Here is a 21486-nt window from a genome sequence, read left to right as displayed (position 1 = left end):
CGTTGCCCTCCATGTCGTAAGTGGCGGTCAAAGACAGATGTTTCATTGCGACGCTCCGTCTTTGGGCGTGCAGGTGCCCAGATAGCTGATCACCATCGGACCATCGGCATAATGCATGGTATAGCGCGCCGCGCCGCTGTTCGCGACGGTTAGCAAATGCCGCGCCTCAAGCTGGCCGCCCGATAGCGACATCGCCTCAGGCGCACGCAGGCCGATCAGTTCGACATTGCCCGCATCACTGCGAAACATCGCTTGCACCACCAAAGCATCGGCAGACATGCCGCCCGACAGGCCGATCAGATCCGCCTCAAACCCGCTCGCGGCGCAGGCTTCGGCCTCATAGCATTCGGTCCCAAACCGGCAAATCATCATCACCTCAGACTGAACAGGCGCATCGTCCAGCGTCAACTGCCGCGCTTCGCCTTCGCCTGAGTGGTCATCCTCTTGCGCCATGACCGCCGAACCTGTCAGGCTCAAGGCGACGATCGCGCTCAACATCATTGGCTTCAACGCCTTATCCCCCAAGGAAACTGCGACGCACATCGTCATCGGCCAAAAGGTCTTGCCCCGTGCCGGTAAAGGCATTCGCCCCCTGCACCAGAACATAGCCTTTGTCCGCAATTTCAAGCGCTTGCCGCGCGTTCTGTTCCACCATCAAGATCGATATCCCGGTGCGGGCCACTTCGATGATCCGGTCAAACAATTCATCCATCACGATGGGCGACACGCCCGCCGTCGGCTCATCCAGCATCAAGACCTTCGGCTTGGTCATCAGCGATCGGCCTACGGCGACCTGCTGGCGCTGCCCGCCCGACAATTCGCCCGCCGCCTGATGGCGCTTTTCACGCAGAATGGGGAACAGATCATAGACCTGCTCCATCGTGCCGCGAAAATCGTCCTGACGCAGGAAGGCCCCCATCTCAAGGTTCTCCTCCACACTCATCGAGGTAAAGATGTTGTGCGTCTGCGGCACAAACCCCATGCCCTTGGCCACCCGCGCCTGGGGTGTCAGCGCGGTGATATCCTCACCATCCAGCCGCACCGCGCCCTGACGCAGATCCAACATGCCAAACACCGCCTTCATCGCTGTGGATTTGCCCGCGCCATTCGGCCCGACAATCACCGCGATCTGACCGCGCTCAACGGCAATGGTGCAGCCATGCAGAATATCCGCGCCGCGCCCATAGCCACCGGTCATGGCATCACCAATCAGAAACGGCTCAGACATGCGCGCCTCCCAGTATTTTCTGACCTGAAATATCCCGGGGTGAATTGGGCCGCAGGCCCAAGAGGGGCTGGCCCCTCAACCGCTTGGCCGACAAGGCCAAGCAATTCCTGTCTGCGCCGCAAGGCACAGGCCGCAAGATCACGTAACCCATCACGCGGCCCCTTTGTTCTTTAGACCGGTGCCAAGATAGGCTTCGATCACTTCGTTGTTCGCTTTGATATGCGCAATCGTGCCTTCGGCCAGCTTCTTGCCTTCGGCCATGACGATCACCGGGTCACAAAGTCGGCCAATGAAATCCATGTCATGCTCGATCATGCAGAACGTATAGCCACGCTCTTGGTTCAGGCGCAGGATCGCATCGCCGATCGTGTTCAGCAGTGTGCGGTTCACGCCCGCGCCGACCTCATCCAGAAAGACGATCTTGGCATCGACCATCATCGTCCGGCCCAGTTCCAGCAGCTTTTTCTGACCGCCCGACAGGTTGCCGGCCTTTTCATCCTTGAGATGGGAAATCGTCAGGAAATCAAGCACCTCATCGGCTTTCTTCAGTAGCGCGGCCTCTTCCTGCGCGATCCGGCCACGGCCGAACCAAGCGTTCCACAGCGTTTCGCCCGATTGGCCGCCGGGGACCATCATCAGGTTTTCGCGGCAACTCATCGAGCTAAATTCATGCGCGATCTGAAAGGTGCGCAGCAGGCCCTTGTGAAACAGCTCATGCGGCGGCAGGCCAGTGATGTCTTCGCCGTCCATAAAGACCTTGCCCGAGGTGGGGGGCAATGCGCCTGCGATGACATTGAACAGAGTGGTCTTTCCGGCGCCGTTCGGGCCGACAAGCCCGGTGATCGACCCTTTGGCGATCTCAAGCGACGCCCCATCAACGGCTCGAAAGCCGCCGAAATGGCGGTGAAGGTTTTCAACCCGGATCACAGTTTTATCCCCGTACGCGCATTTGTTGCGCTTTTTTTGGTGTGTGTCGGCCCGGCCTACGTGTGCAGGCCAGGCCGGTGTTCAGATCAGCAAGTCAGCCAGCGATCAGCGGAAATCGACCGTTTCAAAGGCGCTGCCGGTGATCGTGTAGTAACGATAGGTGCCAGCGGCTTCGCCCGGTCCGATCAGTTCCACGTTGGTTGCGCCGACATAGTCAACGTCACCGCCCGCTGCGATGATTTCCAGCGCTTTGCCCAGCTCGCCCGGCAGGATCGGCTCACCCGGTGCGTTGGCCACGTCCAGAACGTTTGCCGCAACAGCCGCCGAGGTGGCTTCGCCGCCCTTGGCCATTGCCAGCGCGATCAGCGCTGCCGCGTCATAGCTTTCGCGGGTGAACGAGGATTCGCCATTCACACCAGCCGCATCGGTCAGTGCTTTGAAGGCGTCCGCGCCTGCGCCCTGGCTCCATGGAACGGCGCCAAAGCTGCCTTCCATGTCTGCGCCAAGCGCTTCGACAAGCGCGTCGCCATACATGCCGTCGCCCATCATGAAGGTGTCAAACGCGCCGGTGTCCAGCGATGCCTGGATCATGCCTTTGCCGCCCTGGTCCGAGTAGCCCAGAACAACCAGCAACTCGCCACCAGCCGATGCCAGCGCGCCGACTTCTGCCGAATAGTCGGCTTTGCCGTCGTCATGCGGTGCGTTCAGGGTGACTTTGCCGCCATTGGCTTCGAACGATGCGATGAAGCTGTCGCTCAGGCCCTTGCCGTAGTCGTTGTTGGTGTAGGTCACGGCAACTTCGGAGATGCCCTTGTCCTTCAGGATGCCTGCCAGAACTTCGCCTTGACGTGCGTCCGACGGGGCGGTGCGGAAGAACAGACCGTTGTCTTCGGCGGTGGACAGTGCGGGCGAAGTCGCGGATGGCGAAATCATCGGCACGCCGTTCGGCACGGCCACGTTCGACAGAACCGCGCCGGTCACGCCCGAGCAGTCTGCGCCCATGATGGCAACCACGCCTTCGGTGGTGACAAGGCGTTCGGCGGCTGCGGTTGCCGCGGCGGAATCGATACAGGTCGAGTCAGCGCGGACTGGAACCAGCGTCACACCGTCCAGGAACTTGCCGCTGTCGTTGACTTCTTTCAGCGCCAGCTCTGCGCTGTCGGCCATCATCGGGGTCAGCGATTCAATCGGGCCGGTGTAGCCCAGAATGACGCCGACTTTGGCTTCCATCGCGTGGCTGCCAGCCAGTGCGGTGCTTGCCATCAGTGCCGAAGCGACGGTGGCGATTGCGAGGTTTTTCATTTTTTATACTCCCATGTTGGAACGTATGTCCAAAGGCCAGCCTAGGCGCGGTATCGTCAAAAGAAAAGGGGGATTGGCGCTACGGAAACGGTCGTTTTTCGCGCGTCCGGCGCGCATCAGATCGTTGTGCAACGTGCTTTCGCGCCCCGCATACCTTTTGTCCTTTATCCTTGCCCTTGACTGGTATGGCCGGTGATTTCGATGCCCTGCCGGATTGGGTCGGGCGGGCGGCATCGTGACTGGAATGGATACAGTCACGGGCCGCGCAATACGGTCCAAAGACGGCATTCTATGCGCTGTTTGCGACCGCAATTGTCCCGCTTCGCACTGGCGAAGTGAAAAGGGCTGTGGCAGGCTGCAAACACCTATACTTAAGGAGATTTCTCATGCGACGCATACTCATCGCAGCGGCCGTGGCGCTATTGCCCGTCGCCTCATTCGCGCAGGACGCTGTGTTTGACAGCTATGACGCGCTGTACAAACGCATGGTCGACCTAACCAGCAGCCGGAATATCGCCAAGCTGATGATTGAATTCGGCGGCTCGGATGAGATGACGCAGCAGCAATTGGACAGCCTAGAGGCGCGGGTGCGTCAGATCTATCCGAACGATTTCCAAACGGTGCAGCGTGTCCGCGTGCAAGAGTTTGAAAACGGCTGGCGGCAGGAAATGTTCGCGTTCTATACCGGCGTAGATTATCTTTATACCTATCTGTTGATCCACGACCGGGGCGACCGTGTGGCGGCGGTGAATTTCAAATTCAACAGCGCCTTCGACAAGGTGAATGAGGCGTTCTAGGCGCTTTCAGATTGGCTGCCGCGTTCCCGGTAGGGCGTAATGCTGTAATGGGCGCGGTAGCATTTGGAAAAATGCGACGGGCTGGCAAAGCCGCAAGCCAGCGCGACGTTGATCACGCTCATATCCGTCTGCATCAGCAAGTTGCGCGCCTTTTGCAGCCGCAGTTCCATGTAATAGCGCTTGGGGCTGCGATTTAGATAGCGGCGGAACAGGCGTTCCAACTGGCGGGTGGACATGCCCACCTTATCGGCCAATAGCGCGGGGCTGATCGGCTCTTCGATATTGGCCTCCATCATCTGGATGACCTGGCCAAGTTTTGGGTGCCGCACACCGATGCGCGTTGGCACCGAAAGGCGCTGCGTGTCGCGGTCGGTGCGGATAGAACTATAGATCATCTGGTCGGCCACGGCATTGGCCAGTTCAGACCCGCGATCGTTTGCGATCAGTTTCAGCATCAAATCGATCGAGGAAATCCCGCCTGCCGTGGTCATGCGATTGCCGTCGATGGTGTAAACCGACTTGCTCAGGGCGACCTCATCGAATTCCTCGGCGAAACTGTCGTGATTTTCCCAGTGAATGGTCGCGCGCTTGCCATCCAGCAGGCCAGCCTGCGCCATCACATGGCTGGCGGTGCAGAGCCCGCCAATGCGCAGGCCTTTGCGGGCCTCACGGCGCAACCAATTCAGCACGCGTTTCGTTGCCGCCGTCTGAATTTCGATCCCGCCGCAAAGCAGAATCGTATCGTCGCGCGCCAGTTCCGGCAAATCGCCATCCAGCTTGAATTCGGTGCCCGCCGAACAGGTGATTGTATCGCCGCCTTCGCCGGTGGTGGACCAAGTATAGAGCGTCTTGCCAGCCATCCGGTTCGCGATGCGCAGACATTCCAAAGCAGACGCGAAACTCAGCAAAGTGAACCGGGGAAGCAGTACAAAAACAAACCGCTGCGGTTTGGCCAAAGCCGGTTCAACTGGGATTGCCGTTTCGGTGCTGTCCATAGAGCGTGCATCCTTTGCGAATGTCTTTTGTCGACGTTGCGAACAGTTGGTCAGAACTGTTGGGCAGGGTCAAGGCATGCGGGCAAAAAGTATGGTGGCCTTGGCCGGATTGGTCCTGTATAGAACGGCTCTGTTATCGCAAACCGCATTGCTACACCCGGAGACCTGAAATGACTGAGTGGCAAAAATCGAACTGGCGCAACAAACCGCGGGTTCAGATGCCGGATTATACGGATCAGAACGCGCTGAACACTGTCGAGGCGCAACTGGCCAAGTATCCGCCGCTCGTTTTTGCAGGCGAGGCCCGGACACTGAAGAAAAAGCTGGGCGCGGCATCGCGTGGCGAGGCGTTCTTGCTTCAGGGCGGCGATTGCGCCGAGAGCTTTGACCAATTCAGCGCCAACGCCATCCGCGACACCTTTAAGGTGATGTTGCAGATGGCCATGGTGCTGACCTTTGGCGCCAAGGTGCCGGTGGTCAAGGTTGGCCGTATGGCAGGCCAATTCGCCAAACCGCGTTCGGCCCCGACCGAAACAATCGGCGGCGTGGAACTGCCCAGCTACCGCGGCGACATCATCAACGAATTGGACTTCACCCCCGAAGCCCGTATTCCGAACCCGAACAAGATGTTGCAGGCCTACACGCAGGCAGCGGCGACGCTGAACCTGCTGCGCGCCTTCTCGACCGGTGGTTATGCCGATGTGCACAAGGTGCACCAGTGGACCATGGGCTTTACCGAAAGCGACCGCGCCTCGCAGTACCGCGAAATGGCGAACCGCATCAGCGACGCGCTTGATTTCATGAAGGCCGCTGGCCTTGATAGCGATCAGGAACCCAGCCTGAAGACGGTTGATTTCTACACCAGCCATGAATCGCTGCTGCTGGAATACGAAGAGGCGCTGTGCCGTCTGGACTCGACCTCGGGTCAGTGGCTGGCAGGGTCGGGTCACATGATCTGGATCGGTGACCGCACCCGTCAACCCGATGGCGCACATGTGGAATTTGCCCGCGGCGTGCTGAACCCGGTTGGCCTGAAATGCGGCCCGACGACCACGCCGGATGATCTGAAGGTGTTGCTGGAACGTCTGAACCCCGCGAACGAAGAGGGTAAGTTGACCCTGATCGCACGCTTTGGGGCCGGCAAGTCGGCCGAACACCTGCCGCGCCTAATCAAGGCCGTTCAGGAAGTGGGCGCCAATGTGACTTGGGTCTGTGACCCGATGCACGGCAACACGATCAAATCGGCAACGGGCTACAAAACCCGTCCGTTCGAGCTGGTGCTGCAAGAGGTCCGCGACTTCTTTGCCATCCACCGCGCCGAAGGCACGATCCCCGGCGGTGTGCATTTCGAAATGACCGGTCAGGATGTGACCGAATGCACCGGCGGCGTTTATGCCGTGTCGGAAGAGGATCTGAGCGACCGTTACCACACCGCATGCGATCCGCGTCTGAACGCGTCGCAATCGCTGGAACTGGCGTTCCTTGTGGCCGAAGAGCTGACGAACCGTCGTCAGGATGTGGCTGCCGCGGCATCGTCCTAAGCCACGCGATCAGCGTAGAACAATCGAAAAGCCGGATGCGGGGGCATCCGGCTTTTCTCGTCTCTGGGATTGAGTGCCTGGGTTCAATCGTTTGAGACGACCAACCGCAAATGATCCATCGCAGGTTTGGGTTGAAGGTAGTCTGGCAGGGGTCGCGTTGTGATTTTCTTGCGCGTTTCCAGAAGCTTACTAAGGGGTGTGCAGGTGCTGCGCTCAATGGTGAAGCGGCGCTGATGTTTGCCCACTTTGCCAGTCGTCATCAGACAGCCCAAGCCCCGCGTCACATCGCCCATATCCGACCGCAGCGGCAGCATCAGCAATTGCCCCGCCAGCGCCGGGCGCCCAAGCGAAGACCGGCTGTGCAGATCCATCCGCACGACTGAGGGCCGGGAAAACAACTGCCGTGTCGCGCCTGCCAGTTCGGTCCGCGCCTCCATGGTGAACAGGCAGGACAAGGGCAGGCCGCTTGCCCCGGTTCCGGCCAGTTCCGACAGATGACACCCCGCCACACGAATGCGCGCCAATTCCGAGGTGATCATCTCAACGATGAACGCATATTCCAGTGCGTTTTCAATCTTCTTGGGGTGGATCTGACTGCGCAGCGGCGGTTCGCCATCGTCGCAAAGGCTGCGCCAATAGGTTTCGACCTCGGTCAGGATGCGGTCATTGTCGAACTCTGCCCGGTTCACAAAGCTCACAATGCGCGGGTCTTGATCGTCTGCCATCGATGCCTCCTGTCTGTGACCGATTATCTGAGCGATTTAGGTCTCTGTTGACTCAGGTTAGCATAAAATGCCCCTCAGTTTCGCGGCTTTTCCTAACAGATGGTTAACGCCTCACCCGGCCGCCGCGCCTTGCCATGACCGCCCGCAGGGCGTACCCAAGGGCCATTGCACGATAAGGGAGGCCAGCCATGCGCAATTCTATGACAGGCTTTGCAAGCGGTCAGGGCGAGGCATTGGGCCTTCGTTGGACCTGGGACATTCGAAGCGTCAACGGCAAAGGGCTGGATCTGCGCCTGCGGGTGCCCGATTGGGTTGAAGGGCTGGAACAGGCGCTGCGGGCCAAGGTCAGCGGCACGGTCAAGCGCGGCAATGTCACCGTGTCCCTGCGGTTGCAGTCGGCGCATGATGGCGAACGTTTGGCGCTGAACCCCGGACAGCTGGATACCGTACTTGCCGCGATGCATGAGGCCGAAGCGCGGGCCAAGGCGGTGGGGCTGACACTCGCGCCGTCCAGTGCAGCGGATATCGTTGGGCTGCGCGGCGTGTTGGATGCCCATGCCGAACCGCAAGATCCGTCGCCGGTGCGCAAGGCGCTGGTTGCAGATTTTGACAGTGTTTTGAAAGCGTTCTGCGGCATGCGTCAAGCGGAAGGCAAGCAGTTGAACGCGATCCTGTCGGGGCAGCTTGATGATATCGAACGCCTGACCGATGCGGCGCTGTCGGTGACCCATGACCGTAAGGCTGAACAGGCCGACCGTCTGCGCGCGGCACTGGCCCGGATCATCGAAAACACCGACGACATCGACGAGGCCCGCATTGCCCAGGAATTGGCGTTGATCGCAGTGAAAACCGATGTGACCGAAGAAATCGACCGCCTGCGCGCCCATATCAACGCCGCGCGGGATCTGCTGGCGACGGACGGCGCGGTTGGGCGCAAGCTTGATTTCCTGATGCAGGAATTCAACCGTGAAGCCAATACCTTGTGCTCGAAATCTCAATCAACGCCGCTGACGGCGATCGGGCTTGACCTCAAGACCGTGATCGACCAGTTGCGCGAACAAGTCCAGAATTTGGAGTAAGCCCATGTCCGACCGCCGCGGTCTATTGATCATCCTGTCCTCGCCTTCAGGCGCGGGGAAATCCACGCTTGCCAAGCGCCTGCGCGAATGGGATCCGACCATCCGGTTTTCGGTCTCGGCCACCACGCGCGCCCCCCGCACCGGCGAGGTGAACGGCGAGGATTACCATTTCCTGACCGAAGAGCAGTTCAAGGCAGACGTGGCCAATGGCGATATGCTGGAACATGCGCATGTGTTCGGCAATTTCTATGGCTCGCCCAAAGGGCCGGTGAAGGCCAGCATCGACGCGGGCCGCGATGTGCTGTTCGACATCGACTGGCAAGGCGCGCAACAGATCCGCAATTCGGACCTTGGTCGCCATACGCTATCGATCTTCCTGCTGCCGCCCTCGATCACCGAACTGCGCCGCCGCCTTGAATCGCGCGGGCAGGACTCGGCAGAAACCATCTCAAAGCGGATGCAGAAAAGCTGGGACGAAATCAGCCATTGGGATGGCTATGATTACGTTCTGATCAACGAAGATTTGCACGATACGGAAAAGCGGCTGAAAAGTATTGTCACCGCCGCCCGCCTTAGCCGAAACCAGCAACCGGGACTGAATGATCATGTCCGCAAGTTGCAAGCCGAGTTTGAGGAGGGAAATGCATGACGATTTATGCTTTGGGCGACCATCAGCCAGAACTGCACGAGGATAGCTGGGCCGCGCCGGATGCCAATCTGATTGGCAAGGTCGTGCTGGAAGAGGGCGCCTCGGTCTGGTTTGGCAGCACGCTGCGCGGCGACAACGAAGAAATCCGCGTTGGCAAAGGGTCGAACGTTCAGGAAAACACCGTTTGCCACACCGATCCGGGTTGGCCGCTGATCATTGGCGAAAATTGCACCATCGGCCATAAGGTCATGCTGCATGGCTGTGTTATTGGCGACAACACCCTGATCGGTATGGGCGCTGTTATTCTGAACGGGGCCAAGATTGGCAAAAACTGCCTGATCGGTGCGGGAGCCTTGATCACCGAAAAGAAAGAGATCCCCGATGGCAGCCTTGTGATGGGCGCGCCGGGCAAAGTGGTGCGTCAATTGGATGAATCTGCGATCGCCGGTATGACCCTGAGCGCACAGCGCTATCAGGAAAACATGCGCCGCTTCCGCAAGGATCTGCGCGAAGTGTAACAAAACGTTGACGTTTCCAAGCCCCGGCATGGTCCCCCTTGCCGGGGCTTTTTTTGTATGTCACCCCTTAGCCCAAGAACGGAGACCACAGAATGAAACGTACCTTGATGCGCCCTGATGGGCTGCCCGATAGCCTGTCGACCCCGGTTGTCACGCCGCTGATGCCCTCAGTGGTCTATGCCAGCACCTCGCCGGATGAGTTGGACAGCCAATATGAGGGACGCGCTCAGGGCTATACTTACGCCCGTGAAGGCCATCCTAACGCCGATGTTCTGGCCCGTCAGATCAACCGGCTGGAAGGCTGCGACGATGGCTTGGTTGTCGGTTCAGGTATGGCGGCGGTCACCGCGGCGCTGATGGGGCTGACACGGGCGGGCGATCACGTCTTGGGCGGCGACCAGCTTTATGGCCGTAGCCTGCGCCTGATGCGCGAAGACCTGCCGCGTTTGGGCATCGAAACCTCGCTTGCCGATCCGACCAACGTGGATGCGTTCCGGGCGGCGGTGCGGCCCAACACCAAGTTGGTTTTGCTTGAGATCGTGTCCAACCCGACGCTGCGCATTGCTGACATTGACGGCATCGCCGAGCTTTGCCGCGACAAGGGCATTCTGCTGGTGCTGGACAACACCTTTACCACGCCCAAGGCGGTTCAGGCGTTTGATCACGGCGCGGATGTTGTGCTGCATTCGGTGACCAAGCTACTGGCCGGGCATGCGGATGTAACGCTTGGCTGGGTTGGTGCAAAAGACCCTGAAATCATGCAGAAAATGCGGATTTTCGCCGTGACGACCGGTATGACGCCCAGCCCGTTTGATTGCTGGCTGGCCGAACGCGGGATGTATACTTTTGATCTGCGTTTTGACCGCACACAAGACACTGCGCGCCGCTTGGCCGATCATCTGGCGACAGCGCCGGGGGTCAAGCGCGTGCTGTACCCGACACGCCCCGATCATCCCGATGCGGCGCGGGCGCAATCAGTGCTGCAGGGGCAGGGCTGTAACATCGTCAGTTTTGAACTGGATGGCGGTCGGGCGCAGGCCAACGCCTTCGCCGAGGCCGCCAAGGGGATCGCATTCGCTCCGACGCTGGGCGATGTGGGCACGACGCTGTCACACGCAGCCAGTTCGTCGCACCGGGCGCTGACGCCAGAACAACGCGCAGCGCTGGGGATCACCGAAGGGTTCTTCCGCGTTTCGGTCGGGCTGGAAGACCCGGACGCGCTGATCGCTTGTTTCGATGACGGTTTGGCGGCCGCAAGAAAGGCCTGACGCATGAACGAACAGATGTTGCAGGACCTGGTCGAAGCCATTCCCATGCCCGCCATCCTGATCCGTATGAACGAACGGATCGAAGCGGCCAACGCCGAGGCGCGCAAACTTCTGGGCGAGGCGATTGTTCAGCGTCATTTCATCACGGCCTTGCGGCAACCTGTTCTACTTGATGCGATTGAGGCGACCCAGAAAGACGGCAAGCCGCGCAAGACCGACTATCTGACCAATGACGGGCGCAATGACACGACCTTTCGCGTGACGGTGCGCCCGGTGTCCTTGCCATCGGGGCGGGGCACGCTGATCTGTTTCGAAGACATCACCCATCTGGAAAAGGCCGGGCAGATGCGCCGGGATTTTGTGGCCAATGTCAGCCACGAATTGCGCACGCCGTTGACCGCGCTGATTGGGTTTATCGAAACGCTGAAAGGTCCAGCCAAGAACGACACCGCCGCGCTGGAGCGGTTTTTGACCATCATGGACAGCGAAGCGGGACGGATGAACCGCTTGGTGGGCGATTTGCTGTCCCTTAGCCGGGTGGAAGCAGATGAACGGGTGCGGCCAACGGATCCGGTCGATCCGGTCGCACTGATCAGTTCAACGGTCAACGGTTTGATGCCAGTGGCCGAGTCCTGCAAAGCCTCGGTGACATTGGATGTTCCGTCAAAGCCAATCCGTATCTTGGGCGATTCCGATCAGTTGCGTCAGGTGTTCACCAATCTGATCGAGAACGCGATCAAATATGGCGGGACTGGCGTCAATGTCGCGGTGTCGCTGACCGAGCCGACATACGAATCCCGCCTGCGCGGGCAAGCGGTGCGCCTGACGGTGCGGGACAATGGGCCGGGCATTGATGAGGTTCATCTGCCGCGCCTGACCGAACGGTTTTATCGCGCCGACAGTCACCGATCGCGGCACTTGGGTGGCACCGGTCTGGGGCTGGCGATTGTCAAACACATCGTCAACCGGCACCGCGGCCGGATGTGGATCGAAAGCACCTTGGGGCAAGGCACCAAGATCACCGTGTTGCTGCGGGTCGACTAGGCGTCTTCGTCCTCGACCTCGGTCGCGTGGTATTTGTTGATCCGCCGGAACCGGACCGAGAAGATTTCCTTGGCGGCCTCATCACCGGTGAAATCGCGCCATGCGGGGCCATCGCTGATAAACCCGGCCTGTTGCAATTCGCGCTGAAGCTGGGGGAAATCCAGTTCAGCCACGGCCATATGCTTGCGCGTGCTGGTTTCGGGCATCCAACTGCGCTTGATTGCTTTGAACACCGATGGCGTCTTGCCGCAGAACCCGCCGACATTTCGCTGAATGTTGCGCGTGGCACCTGACACACGGCGCACCACCATGCCGATGTTCTGATCGGCGCGGGCGCAGAAGGCCAGAAAGTGTAGCGCCGACCCTTCGGCCGCCAGAATATGGGTCGCCGCCTTATAGCGGGCCACCTGTTCATCCAGCGAATGTTTCTGCGGATGGAAAATCTCATAGCCTTGTTGAACCAACAGCTCCTCCAGCTGCTTTTCGAACAATAGCCCGCCCTTGCGCGGCCCGATCTCAGACCGGGACACATAGATCTTTTTCGGCCCCTCCGCGGCGACATCCCGCCCAAAGCGCGCGGCAACCGCGGCGCGGAACTTCGGCGAGCCGGGCGACATGGGGCCAAGGCCAAACCCTTGCCCCGGAACGAACAGACGGTCCACGCGGGTGGGCTGGCGCACGATTGTGATCGGCAGATCGCAGCCCATCAGCCGGATAAACCGTTCATGATAGCCGCGCACGGCCTCGCCTTCTTCGCCTTCGTATTTGGCATAAAAGAGCAGCCCGTTCACCGGCTGTGGCAGATGATCCAGCGCCCAAAGCCGCGTTGTGCCTTCGCATAGGAAGTGGCCGAAGTGATTATAGAGCAGCCCGCCCCAAAGCCATGCGCCGTCCATGGTGCGTTTTGGATCGGGCAGGCGGCGTGGCGGCAGCATGATCCGCCGATTGCCCCGCCAAACCGAAGCTTGGTGCACGGGGTTGCCATCGGCATCGAAAATGCCCGCCTTAAAGCTAAGCGTCAGCTTGCCCTTGGGCGTGGCCATCAGCGCGTTGTCGACGGTCAACAGATCCTCAGACCAGCTGTCCTCGGGCTTTGGCTGCAAGGTGGGGTCAACGGTCATATCAGCCCTTTACGCAGGTCCAAACGGTGCGCGATGACACCTCATCGTCTTTGACAAAACCGGCGTCCCCCAAGATGCGTTTGCATTCGCGCATGCCCGGAATGCCGTAATGGTCGGGGTGAAATTCGATCACGATGGCCCGAAACCCCGACAGATCGGCATGGCGCAGGATATCCAGTTCACCGCCTTCGATGTCGATCACCAGAACCGTCGGCATATATCCGGCACAGAAGGCGTTAAAATCCAGTGTCGGAACCATGACCTCTTGGTTGCGCTTGCCTTCCATGCGGTTCAGCGACGAGCCAAGAAAGCTGGTGCGCACGAAAAACGGAATTGATGCCGGCTGATCGGGGCCAGCCAGAAGGACGGTATTTTGTACCGAGATCGTGCCGGTCAAGTCATTGGCCTGATAAAGTGCGTTGATATGCGGCATCAGGGCGGGGTTGGCCTCAAACGATCGGATTTCCTGCGGCTTGCAGTTTTTGGCAATCACGCCGCCCACAACGCCAAGGCCCGCGCCCATTTCCAGAACGCGATCTTCGGATGTGACGACCTTCATCGCACCGGCAATTTCCTGACCTTCGTAACGGCCTTCGTTCATTCGCACGATTCGCATTTCGTTCAAAAACGGCGACTCTGGCACGCTGACGCCAAGGCAGTTTGCTGCTTCTGTGTAATCTGTCATGTTTCCGCTGCCATTTTTGCCCGTAACTATCTGCTGCGACATTTTGGGTCGCTTTTTGCCTGTTGCTAAGGGTCATGACAGGCGGTTTGGTTCATTTTAGGGCGAAACAGGGCGTTTTGGGCGGTAATCTGGCGGCAAATCGCATTTTTGTTTCAAATTTTCGTCGTTCCGAGTCACCTTTTGCGTGAGTGCAAACAGTATCGAAAGCCTGCCAGATTATCCCAAAGCATAGTCTGTCATAAAACTGTTACGTAACCGTCACAAAACCTATGCACGACAGGTCTAGCAGAAGCGCCAAGATCATCGTGGGGATGATCGAGCACTCAATCAGGAGCTACCCCAATGACTTTCAAACTGACCGCCTCCGTGCTGGCGATCGCAGCCGTTTCGGCAACCGCCGCCGCTGCCCGTGACAACGTCCAGGTCGCCGGTTCGTCGACCGTTCTTCCCTATGCGTCGATCGTCGCTGAGGCTTTCGGTGAGAACACCGACTTCCCGACACCGGTTGTTGAATCGGGCGGTTCGTCGGCTGGCCTGAAGCGCTTCTGCGAAGGCGTTGGTGAAAACACCATCGACGTTGCAAACGCTTCGCGCCAGATCAAAGACAAAGAGATCAAGGCCTGTGCCGAAAACGGCGTGACCGAGATCATCGAAGTCCGCATCGGCTATGACGGCATCGTGTTCGCATCGCAGCAGAACGGCCCGGCCTTCGAAGCGTTTGAACCGACCGACATCTACAACGCTCTGGCCCCGAAAGTCCTGAAGGACGGCGCGCTGGTCGACAACACCTACAACACTTGGGCCGAATTCAACGCCGACCTGCCGGACGTTGAAATTGCTGCCTTTATCCCGGGCACCAAGCACGGCACCCGTGAAGTGTTCGAAGAAAAAGTTCTGCGCGTAGGCTGCGAAGAATCGGGCGCTTTCGAAGCGATGAAAGCGGCTGGCATGTCGGACGATGACGCCGAAGACGCCTGCATCGACGTTCGCACTGACGGCAAGTCGGTCGACATCGACGGCGACTACACCGAGACCCTGGCCCGCATCGACGCCAATGCAAGCGGCGTCGGCATCTTCGGTCTGGCGTTCTACGAGAACAACACCGACAAGCTGAAAGTGGCCACCATGTCGGGCATCGCACCGTCGACCGAGACCATCTCGACCGGCGAATACCCGGTATCGCGTCCGCTGTTCTTCTACGTGAAGAAAGCCCACATCGGCGTGATCCCCGGCCTGAAAGAATACGCTCAGTTTTTCGTAGCTGACGAACTGGCAGGCCCCGATGGCCCGCTGGCCCAGTATGGTCTGGTTTCGGATCCGGAACTGGCAGCCACCCAAGCAGCGGTTGAAGCTGAAGCGACCTTGAACTAAGACGTTCAGGATCAGGGGGCGGCATATTTCGCCGCCCCCAATTCGTCTTTTAGACAGTTTTCCAGAACAAAGACGGGGGCCTCATGCCTTTACTCTGGCTCTTCTTGGGCGTTGTGGCGATTGCGGCGGTAGGCTACGTGCTTGGCCGCCGTCGTGCTTTGCAATCTGCCCAAGGCGACATCCGCCGACTGCATTCATTGCCGTCGTATTATGGCTCGAACGTCTTCATCAAAGCGCTTGTGCCTGGCATCGCCGCTTTGCTGATATGGCTGCTGGCGCAGCCGTTCTACATCAATTCGACTGTGTCGGGCATGATCCCCGAAACCGCGATTGCCGATGGCAGCAACCGCGGTCTGGTCATGGCTGAGGTGCGCCGCACCGCTGACGGTCTGAACAACGCCGTGGCCGTCGGGGCTATGGACAGCAATCTGGCGTCCGATCCAAATGCGGACGTCGCCGTCGTGACACAAGCGCTGAAAGATGCCGGTCAGATCGTGACCTCGGATATCACACCGACGGTTCTGGTGGCTGCACAGTCTTACCGCGCCAAAAGCAACGCTGGCCGCAATTACATGTCGGTTTTGGTGCTGCTTCTGACGGTCGTCGGGGCGGCATTGGGTCTGCGCGACAGCCATGCCGATTTCCGCGCCCGCAATGTGGTCGAAGGTTCGGTCAAGGCGCTGCTGATCGCCGCCGCCTCAATCGCGATTTTCACCACCGTTGGGATCATCCTATCGCTGGTGTTCAACACGCTTGAGTTCTTCCGCCTTTATCCTTGGACCGACTTCTTCTTCGGTCTGGAATGGGCGCCCAGCTTCTCGGGTCGTGGTGGCAGCTCCAAGCTTGGCATCTTGCCGCTGCTGTGGGGCACATTCTATATCTCGATCGTCGCGCTGGCCGTGTCGGTGCCGATTGGTCTGTTCGCCGCGATGTACCTGTCGGAATACGCCAGCCCCAAGGTCCGCGCGACCGCCAAGCCGCTGCTTGAGATCCTCGCCGGTATCCCGACCATTGTTTACGGTCTGTTTGCCCTGCTGACAGTTGGCCCGCTTCTGGTGTCGGTCTTTGGCAAGGACGGTTTGGGCTGGATGCAGGCAGGCACTGCCGTGATGACCGCAGGTCTGGTGATGGGCATCATGCTGATCCCCTTCGTAAGCTCGCTTTCGGATGACATCATCAACGCTGTGCCGCAAGCAATGCGCGACGGGTCTTACGGGCTTGGCGCGACCAAGTCGGAAACCATCAAGCAGGTGGTTCTGCCCGCCGCTCTGCCGGGGATCGTTGGCGCGATCCTGCTGGCCGCCAGCCGCGCCATCGGTGAGACGATGATCGTGGTGCTGGGGGCAGGGGCCGCCGCCCGCCTGAGCATGAACCCCTTTGACGCCATGACCACGGTGACCGCCAAGATCGTCAGCCAGCTGACCGGCGACGCGGATTTCGCCAGCCCTGAGGCACTTGTTGCCTTCGCGCTTGGGATGACCCTGTTCGTCCTGACGCTGGGTCTGAACGTCTTCGCCCTCTACATCGTGCGCAAATACCGGGAACAGTACGAATGACCGATATGAAAAACGCCTCCGACGCGCCCCGGAAACGGATTTCGCTAACCGAGACCGACGCTCACACGCGCAAGCGCAACGCCTCCGAGGCGCGGTTCAAGGCATATGGCCTTGGCGCGATCCTGATCGGTTTGTTCTTCCTTGTCGTGCTGGCCACATCGATCATCCGTTCGGGTGTTCCGGCCTTCACCCGCACCGTTCTTGAGGTTGAGTTTACGCTGACCCAAGAACAGTTCGACGCCGCGGAAAAGCAGCTGTTCAAAACCAAAGCCTATCAGGCCGTGTTCATCGACGCGATGACGCAGAAACTGACCGAAGACGGTGTCACCGCTTCTTTTGACAACGCCGCGATTGAACGTCTGCTTGGCAAGATCGGGAACGATCTGCGCGGCCATTATACCGCAAACACTGGCGATCTGGGCAAATCGGTGAACTTCATCCTGCCCGCATCCTCTCGCGTGGATGGCTATTTCAACGGTCGGGTGACCCGCGATACGCTGGTCGACAGCCGCTTCCTGCAACTGAGCGATCTGGACCTTGTGGACGCGCTGCATGATGCGGGCTTGCTGAAACAGGGCTTCAACTGGACTTTCATCACCGGCGCGGATTCGGGCGTGGACAACCCTGGCGGCGCGGGCATCGGTGCCTCGGTCGTCGGGTCGTTCTTTATGATGCTGGTGGTTCTGGTTCTGTCGCTGCCCATCGGCGTTGCCGCCTCGATCTACCTTGAGGAATTTGCCCCGCAGAACCGCTGGACCGACTTGATCGAGGTGAACATCTCAAACCTTGCCGCTGTTCCATCCATCGTGTTCGGTATCCTTGGTCTGGCCGTGTTCATTCAGTTCATGCACCTGCCGCAATCTGCCCCCTTGGTTGGCGGTCTGGTTCTGACGCTGATGACCCTGCCGACGATCATCATCTCGACCCGCGCCTCGCTGAAATCGGTGCCGCCGTCGATCCGCGATGCCGCGCTTGGGGTCGGGGCCTCAAAGATGCAGGCCGTGTTCCACCATGTTCTGCCGTTGGCCATGCCCGGTATTCTGACCGGCACCATCATCGGTCTGGCGCAGGCGCTTGGGGAAACCGCGCCGCTGCTGCTGATCGGGATGGTTGGGTTTGTGGCTCGTGGCTATCCTGACGGCTTCATGGACGGCTTCGTCGAGCCGAACTCGGCCATGCCGGCGCAGATCTACACCTGGGCCGCCCGCGCCGATGTCAGCTTCTATGACAAGGCCTGGGGCGGGATCATCATCCTTCTGATGTTCCTTCTGACCATGAACATCATCGCAATCATCCTGCGCCGCCGCTTTGAACGCCGCTGGTAAACGAGGTATGACTCAAATGTACGACGTATTGCATACGGAGAGAAACGTGACGCAGAACGATGTCAAAATCAACGCACAGGGTGTTCAGGTCTATTACGGTGACACCCACGCCATCAAAGACGTCAGCGTCGAGATCGAAGACAAGACGGTCACTGCCTTTATCGGCCCGTCGGGCTGCGGCAAGTCGACTTTCCTGCGCTGCCTGAACCGGATGAACGACACGATCGACATCTGCCGCGTGACGGGCGACATTCGCATTGACGGCGAAGACATCTATGACAAGCGGGTGGACCCGGTTCAGCTGCGGGCCAAGGTCGGCATGGTGTTCCAAAAGCCGAACCCGTTCCCCAAGTCGATCTATGACAATATCGCCTACGGCCCGCGCATTCACGGCATGGCCAGCAGCAAGGCCGAACTCGATGAGATTGTCGAACGTTCGTTGCGCCGCGGGGCCATCTGGGATGAAGTCAAAGACCGGCTACAAGCGCCGGGCACCGGCCTTTCTGGCGGTCAACAGCAGCGTCTGTGCATTGCACGCGCCATTGCAACCGAGCCTGAGGTTCTGTTGATGGACGAGCCTTGCTCGGCGCTGGACCCAATCGCGACCGCACAGGTCGAGGAACTGATTGACGAATTGCGCAGCAATTATTCGGTGGTGATTGTGACCCACTCGATGCAGCAGGCCGCGCGCGTCAGTCAAAAGACCGCCTTCTTTCACTTGGGAAATCTGGTGGAATACGGCGACACCGGCAAGATCTTCACCAATCCAGAAGACAGCCGCACTGAAAGCTACATCACAGGCCGGATCGGGTAACATGGAACACGACCTTAATCATCACATCGTCTCGGCCTTTGACCGTGATCTGGAAGGCATCCAAGCGCGCATTATGAAGATGGGCGGTCTGGTCGAAGAGGCAATCATCAACGCCGCCAAATCGCTGGAAACCCGCGATGAAGAGCTGGCCGAACGGGTCCGGTCCGGGGATGCAATCATCGACGCGCTGGAAAATCAGCTGAACGAAGAAGCCGCCCGCGTCATCGCGCTGCGGGCGCCTACGGCGGTTGACCTGCGGGTCGTGCTGTCGGTCATGCGGATGTCGGCCAACCTGGAACGCATCGGCGATCTGTCCAAGAACATCGCCAAGCGGACCGGGGTTCTGGTGCAGATGCAGCCCATCGGCGGCACCGCCGCTTCGCTGCGCCGTATGGCGCGCGAGGTTGAGCTGATGCTGAAAGACGCGCTGGACAGCTACATCCAACGCGATGAAGAACTGGCCCGCGACGTGATCGAACGCGACCGCGACGTTGACCAGATGCACAACACGCTGTTCCGCGAATTGCTGACCTTCATGCTAGAGGACACACGCAATATCACGGCCTGTATGCACCTGCATTTCATCGCCAAGAACATTGAGCGCATGGGCGATCATGTGACCTCAATTGCCGAACAAGTGGTGTTCTTGAAGACCGGTGAAAAGCCCGGTGAGGCGCGTCCGAAGATGGATGTCACCTCGACGGATGCAGCGTTGACCGGGGCAAATGGCCTTTCGGAGAGCGAGGATTGATGAGCAATGTCGGCAGATCAACCTACAGTATTGGTGGTTGAGGACGAAGCAGCACAGCGCGAAGTCCTAAGCTACAACCTTGAGGCCGAAGGCTTTCGGGTATCGCGGGCCGAAGATGGTGAACAGGCGCTCATTCTGATCGAGGAAGTGGCGCCCGACATCATCGTTCTGGATTGGATGTTGCCGAATGTGTCGGGGATTGAGGTCTGCCGTCAGATCAAAAGCCGCCCCGAAACCCGGCAGGTTCCGGTCATCATGCTCTCGGCCCGATCCGAAGAGGTGGACAAGGTGCGCGGGCTGGAAACCGGGGCCGATGACTATGTGGTCAAACCCTATTCGGTGGTCGAATTGATGGCACGTGTGCGCGCGCAGCTTCGGCGCACGCGCCCTGCGACCGTGGGCGAACGGCTGCATTACGACGACATCATTCTGGATAGCGAGACCCATAAGGTAACACGGTCAGAACAGCCCTTGAAACTGGGCCCGACCGAGTTTCGGCTTTTGTCGACCTTCATGGAAAAGCCGGGCCGTGTCTGGACGCGCGAACAGCTTTTGGACCGGGTCTGGGGCCGCGATATCTATGTTGATACGCGGACGGTTGACGTGCATATCGGCCGCTTGCGCAAGGCGTTGTGCCAATTTGGCGGCAACGACCCGCTGCGCACGGTGCGGGGCGCGGGATATGCGCTTGGTTAAGTGATCCAGCGGTGCGGCGCTTTCGCGCCGCGCATTGGGTGCTTGGCCATGCGGCCAAGCGGGTGGGGGCGCGGCCCCCGGCTTCCTGCGGAAGCCCCCCGGCGGTATTTACCAAAGAGAAGAAGACTAGCGCGGCAGAGGATCTTCGTCCTCGGCCTGCGTGGCCATCCAGTCGCGGAAGCTTAGAAGCGCGGGACTGGGCGCGCGCGATTGCGGCCAGACCAGATGGTAGGCCCCAAGGCTGAGCGGCGCTGCGTCTGAGATCGGGATCAGGTGACCTGCGGCCACATCCTCGGCAATCAGGTAGGTTGGCAGAAGTGCGACGCCAAGCCCATAGCGGGCCGCTTGTAGAATGGCGGTGAACTGGTCGAACCACAGGGCGGGCAGGGTGCCGGGATCACGCTCCTCACGCTCCAGCCAGCGGGCCCAAGCCTGTGGTCTGGTTTGGATGTGCAGCAGAGGCGCGGTCTTGGTATCTAGGCCAGGCGCTGCGACTGCCAGCACCGTTTCGCGCATCAAAAGCAGGCTATCGGTGCCGGGCCAAGGGGTTTGATCGAAATGCAGCGCGGCGTCAAAACCGGTGCCTTGGAAGGCGAAAGGCGCGAGGCTGGTCGATAGGTTCACAGTGACATCGGGATGGCGGCGGGTGAAATCGGGCAGGCGCGGCACCAACCAGCGCATGCCGAAGCTGGGCAAGATCGCCAGATTGAGCGCCCCGCCATTCGGGTTCAGTTGCAACGCCATCGTTGCATCGGTGATCTGTTGCAGCGCCCCGCGGATCGCCGTGGCATAGCGTTTGGCCTCATCCGTCAGGGTCAGGTTGCGACCATCGCGGTGCAAAAGGCTTTGGCCCAGGGCATCCTCAAGGGTTTGCAATTGCCGGCTGACCGCGCTTTGGCTGAGGCTTTGTTCATTGGCGACCGCCGTTGCACTGCCCAGACGGTCCAGCGCCTCGAGGGCGCGGAGGGCGGTCAAGGGCGGCAGGCTGCGGCGCGGAGATGACATATGCAAAAACCTCATGCTGATGTGAGGAAATGTCGTTTTTCTATGCGTAAATTGCAAGTTAATCTGCCGCAAACTCAATGAGGCCTGAT

22 protein-coding genes are annotated in these 21486 nt (G+C 59.6%); 13 read left to right on the top strand and 9 right to left on the bottom strand.

Annotated features, from left to right (window positions below; translation table 11 throughout):
- Nucleotides 1-42: 42 nt before the first annotated feature.
- The 4 genes from PRI8871_RS15425 to PRI8871_RS15410 all read right to left on the bottom strand — a co-directional run bounded on the left by PRI8871_RS15425 (nucleotide 43) and on the right by PRI8871_RS15410 (nucleotide 3457).
- A complete protein-coding gene (locus tag PRI8871_RS15425) occupies nucleotides 43-501 on the bottom strand; it encodes a hypothetical protein (RefSeq protein WP_108887143.1) in 459 nt (152 codons plus the stop codon).
- A 13-nt stretch (nucleotides 502-514) separates the two neighbouring features.
- Nucleotides 515-1228, bottom strand: coding sequence for an ABC transporter ATP-binding protein (locus PRI8871_RS15420; RefSeq protein WP_108887142.1), 714 nt, complete (start codon nucleotides 1226-1228; stop codon nucleotides 515-517).
- 150 nt (nucleotides 1229-1378) lie between these two features.
- Nucleotides 1379-2155, bottom strand: coding sequence for an ABC transporter ATP-binding protein (locus PRI8871_RS15415; RefSeq protein WP_108887141.1), 777 nt, complete (start codon nucleotides 2153-2155; stop codon nucleotides 1379-1381).
- A gap of 105 nt (nucleotides 2156-2260) precedes the next feature.
- Nucleotides 2261-3457 (bottom strand): ABC transporter substrate-binding protein, encoded by a 1197-nt coding sequence (locus PRI8871_RS15410; protein ID WP_108887140.1) that lies wholly within the window; start codon nucleotides 3455-3457, stop codon nucleotides 2261-2263.
- A gap of 386 nt (nucleotides 3458-3843) precedes the next feature.
- Between PRI8871_RS15410 and PRI8871_RS15405 the strand changes: the two genes are divergently transcribed.
- On the top strand, nucleotides 3844-4254 hold the full coding sequence (locus tag PRI8871_RS15405) for a hypothetical protein (protein WP_108887139.1): 411 nt from the start codon (nucleotides 3844-3846) through the stop codon (nucleotides 4252-4254).
- Here the strand turns inward: PRI8871_RS15405 and PRI8871_RS15400 are convergent.
- Nucleotides 4251-5249, bottom strand: a complete 999-nt coding sequence (locus tag PRI8871_RS15400) for a GlxA family transcriptional regulator (RefSeq protein ID WP_108887138.1) — start codon at nucleotides 5247-5249, stop codon at nucleotides 4251-4253. The two genes, PRI8871_RS15405 and PRI8871_RS15400, sit on opposite strands and share 4 nt — an antisense overlap.
- A 170-nt stretch (nucleotides 5250-5419) precedes the next feature.
- Here PRI8871_RS15400 and PRI8871_RS15395 point away from each other — a divergent pair, with 170 nt between their 5' ends.
- Nucleotides 5420-6790, top strand: a complete 1371-nt coding sequence (locus tag PRI8871_RS15395) for a class II 3-deoxy-7-phosphoheptulonate synthase (protein ID WP_108887137.1) — start codon at nucleotides 5420-5422, stop codon at nucleotides 6788-6790.
- Nucleotides 6791-6873: 83 nt separating this feature from the next.
- Here the strand turns inward: PRI8871_RS15395 and PRI8871_RS15390 are convergent, their stop codons facing one another.
- On the bottom strand, nucleotides 6874-7515 hold the full coding sequence (locus PRI8871_RS15390) for a PAS domain-containing protein (protein ID WP_108887136.1): 642 nt from the start codon (nucleotides 7513-7515) through the stop codon (nucleotides 6874-6876).
- 200 nt (nucleotides 7516-7715) lie between these two features.
- Here PRI8871_RS15390 and PRI8871_RS15385 point away from each other — a divergent pair, with 200 nt between their 5' ends.
- The 5 genes from PRI8871_RS15385 to PRI8871_RS15365 all read left to right on the top strand — a co-directional run bounded on the left by PRI8871_RS15385 (nucleotide 7716) and on the right by PRI8871_RS15365 (nucleotide 12073).
- The gene (locus PRI8871_RS15385; protein ID WP_245897884.1) at nucleotides 7716-8594 is read left to right on the top strand and encodes a YicC/YloC family endoribonuclease; all 879 of its coding nucleotides are present in this window, start codon (nucleotides 7716-7718) and stop codon (nucleotides 8592-8594) included.
- Between the two features lie 4 nt (nucleotides 8595-8598).
- Nucleotides 8599-9243: a guanylate kinase gene (gene gmk, locus PRI8871_RS15380; RefSeq protein WP_108887134.1), complete on the top strand. Its 645-nt coding sequence runs from the start codon at nucleotides 8599-8601 to the stop codon at nucleotides 9241-9243.
- Nucleotides 9240-9761, top strand: coding sequence for a gamma carbonic anhydrase family protein (locus PRI8871_RS15375; protein ID WP_108887133.1), 522 nt, complete (start codon nucleotides 9240-9242; stop codon nucleotides 9759-9761). Before gmk ends, PRI8871_RS15375 begins: the two co-directional genes overlap by 4 nt.
- Before the next feature lie 92 nt (nucleotides 9762-9853).
- On the top strand, nucleotides 9854-11029 hold the full coding sequence (locus PRI8871_RS15370; RefSeq protein WP_108887132.1) for a trans-sulfuration enzyme family protein: 1176 nt from the start codon (nucleotides 9854-9856) through the stop codon (nucleotides 11027-11029).
- Between the two features lie 3 nt (nucleotides 11030-11032).
- Nucleotides 11033-12073, top strand: a complete 1041-nt coding sequence (locus PRI8871_RS15365) for a sensor histidine kinase (RefSeq protein ID WP_108887131.1) — start codon at nucleotides 11033-11035, stop codon at nucleotides 12071-12073.
- Here the strand turns inward: PRI8871_RS15365 and PRI8871_RS15360 are convergent.
- Entirely contained in the window at nucleotides 12070-13194 is a 1125-nt protein-coding gene (locus tag PRI8871_RS15360) for a glycosyltransferase family 61 protein (protein WP_108887130.1), read from the bottom strand. The genes PRI8871_RS15365 and PRI8871_RS15360 overlap by 4 nt on opposite strands.
- Before the next feature lies 1 nt (nucleotide 13195).
- Nucleotides 13196-13879 (bottom strand): FkbM family methyltransferase, encoded by a 684-nt coding sequence (locus PRI8871_RS15355; RefSeq protein ID WP_108887200.1) that lies wholly within the window; start codon nucleotides 13877-13879, stop codon nucleotides 13196-13198.
- 342 nt (nucleotides 13880-14221) lie between these two features.
- On the opposite strand from PRI8871_RS15355, the gene PRI8871_RS15350 reads away from it, so the two are divergent.
- The 6 genes from PRI8871_RS15350 to phoB all read left to right on the top strand — a co-directional run bounded on the left by PRI8871_RS15350 (nucleotide 14222) and on the right by phoB (nucleotide 20392).
- Nucleotides 14222-15250 (top strand): substrate-binding domain-containing protein, encoded by a 1029-nt coding sequence (locus PRI8871_RS15350; RefSeq protein ID WP_108887129.1) that lies wholly within the window; start codon nucleotides 14222-14224, stop codon nucleotides 15248-15250.
- Nucleotides 15251-15333: 83 nt separating this feature from the next.
- Nucleotides 15334-16806: a phosphate ABC transporter permease subunit PstC gene (gene pstC / locus PRI8871_RS15345; protein ID WP_108887128.1), complete on the top strand. Its 1473-nt coding sequence runs from the start codon at nucleotides 15334-15336 to the stop codon at nucleotides 16804-16806.
- A complete protein-coding gene (pstA, locus tag PRI8871_RS15340) occupies nucleotides 16803-18131 on the top strand; it encodes a phosphate ABC transporter permease PstA (protein ID WP_108887127.1) in 1329 nt (442 codons plus the stop codon). Before pstC ends, pstA begins: the two co-directional genes overlap by 4 nt.
- A gap of 16 nt (nucleotides 18132-18147) precedes the next feature.
- Complete coding sequence (gene pstB, locus PRI8871_RS15335; RefSeq protein WP_108887126.1) at nucleotides 18148-18945, top strand: phosphate ABC transporter ATP-binding protein PstB; 798 nt, start codon at nucleotides 18148-18150, stop codon at nucleotides 18943-18945.
- A 1-nt stretch (nucleotide 18946) separates the two neighbouring features.
- Nucleotides 18947-19696 (top strand): phosphate signaling complex protein PhoU, encoded by a 750-nt coding sequence (phoU, locus tag PRI8871_RS15330; protein WP_108887125.1) that lies wholly within the window; start codon nucleotides 18947-18949, stop codon nucleotides 19694-19696.
- A gap of 6 nt (nucleotides 19697-19702) precedes the next feature.
- Nucleotides 19703-20392 (top strand): phosphate regulon transcriptional regulator PhoB, encoded by a 690-nt coding sequence (gene phoB, locus PRI8871_RS15325; RefSeq protein WP_108887124.1) that lies wholly within the window; start codon nucleotides 19703-19705, stop codon nucleotides 20390-20392.
- Between the two features lie 126 nt (nucleotides 20393-20518).
- On the opposite strand, the gene PRI8871_RS15320 is transcribed toward phoB, so the two are convergent.
- A complete protein-coding gene (locus tag PRI8871_RS15320; RefSeq protein ID WP_108887123.1) occupies nucleotides 20519-21397 on the bottom strand; it encodes a LysR substrate-binding domain-containing protein in 879 nt (292 codons plus the stop codon).
- Nucleotides 21398-21486 lie beyond the last annotated feature (89 nt).

Source organism: Pseudoprimorskyibacter insulae (genome assembly GCF_900302505.1).
Taxonomy (GTDB): domain Bacteria; phylum Pseudomonadota; class Alphaproteobacteria; order Rhodobacterales; family Rhodobacteraceae; genus Pseudoprimorskyibacter; species Pseudoprimorskyibacter insulae.
This window is presented reverse-complemented; position numbering and strand designations above follow the sequence as displayed.

Bases quoted from the DNA above. Each gene is read 5' to 3' on its own strand.
- phoB (WP_108887124.1), top strand. From the start codon at position 19,703: ATGTCGGCAGATCAACCTACAGTATTGGTGGTTGAGGACGAAGCAGCA.
- PRI8871_RS15400 (WP_108887138.1), bottom strand. From the start codon at position 5,249: ATGGACAGCACCGAAACGGCAATCCCAGTTGAACCGGCTTTGGCCAAA.
- pstC (WP_108887128.1), top strand. From the start codon at position 15,334: ATGCCTTTACTCTGGCTCTTCTTGGGCGTTGTGGCGATTGCGGCGGTA.
- PRI8871_RS15385 (WP_245897884.1), top strand. From the start codon at position 7,716: ATGACAGGCTTTGCAAGCGGTCAGGGCGAGGCATTGGGCCTTCGTTGG.
- PRI8871_RS15350 (WP_108887129.1), top strand. From the start codon at position 14,222: ATGACTTTCAAACTGACCGCCTCCGTGCTGGCGATCGCAGCCGTTTCG.
- pstB (WP_108887126.1), top strand. From the start codon at position 18,148: ATGTACGACGTATTGCATACGGAGAGAAACGTGACGCAGAACGATGTC.
- PRI8871_RS15410 (WP_108887140.1), bottom strand. From the start codon at position 3,457: ATGAAAAACCTCGCAATCGCCACCGTCGCTTCGGCACTGATGGCAAGC.
- PRI8871_RS15390 (WP_108887136.1), bottom strand. From the start codon at position 7,515: ATGGCAGACGATCAAGACCCGCGCATTGTGAGCTTTGTGAACCGGGCA.
- PRI8871_RS15405 (WP_108887139.1), top strand. From the start codon at position 3,844: ATGCGACGCATACTCATCGCAGCGGCCGTGGCGCTATTGCCCGTCGCC.
- PRI8871_RS15360 (WP_108887130.1), bottom strand. From the start codon at position 13,194: ATGACCGTTGACCCCACCTTGCAGCCAAAGCCCGAGGACAGCTGGTCT.
- PRI8871_RS15365 (WP_108887131.1), top strand. From the start codon at position 11,033: ATGAACGAACAGATGTTGCAGGACCTGGTCGAAGCCATTCCCATGCCC.
- PRI8871_RS15425 (WP_108887143.1), bottom strand. From the start codon at position 501: ATGATGTTGAGCGCGATCGTCGCCTTGAGCCTGACAGGTTCGGCGGTC.
- PRI8871_RS15395 (WP_108887137.1), top strand. From the start codon at position 5,420: ATGACTGAGTGGCAAAAATCGAACTGGCGCAACAAACCGCGGGTTCAG.
- PRI8871_RS15375 (WP_108887133.1), top strand. From the start codon at position 9,240: ATGACGATTTATGCTTTGGGCGACCATCAGCCAGAACTGCACGAGGAT.
- PRI8871_RS15355 (WP_108887200.1), bottom strand. From the start codon at position 13,879: ATGACAGATTACACAGAAGCAGCAAACTGCCTTGGCGTCAGCGTGCCA.
- PRI8871_RS15320 (WP_108887123.1), bottom strand. From the start codon at position 21,397: ATGTCATCTCCGCGCCGCAGCCTGCCGCCCTTGACCGCCCTCCGCGCC.
- PRI8871_RS15370 (WP_108887132.1), top strand. From the start codon at position 9,854: ATGAAACGTACCTTGATGCGCCCTGATGGGCTGCCCGATAGCCTGTCG.
- gmk (WP_108887134.1), top strand. From the start codon at position 8,599: ATGTCCGACCGCCGCGGTCTATTGATCATCCTGTCCTCGCCTTCAGGC.
- phoU (WP_108887125.1), top strand. From the start codon at position 18,947: ATGGAACACGACCTTAATCATCACATCGTCTCGGCCTTTGACCGTGAT.
- pstA (WP_108887127.1), top strand. From the start codon at position 16,803: ATGACCGATATGAAAAACGCCTCCGACGCGCCCCGGAAACGGATTTCG.
- PRI8871_RS15420 (WP_108887142.1), bottom strand. From the start codon at position 1,228: ATGTCTGAGCCGTTTCTGATTGGTGATGCCATGACCGGTGGCTATGGG.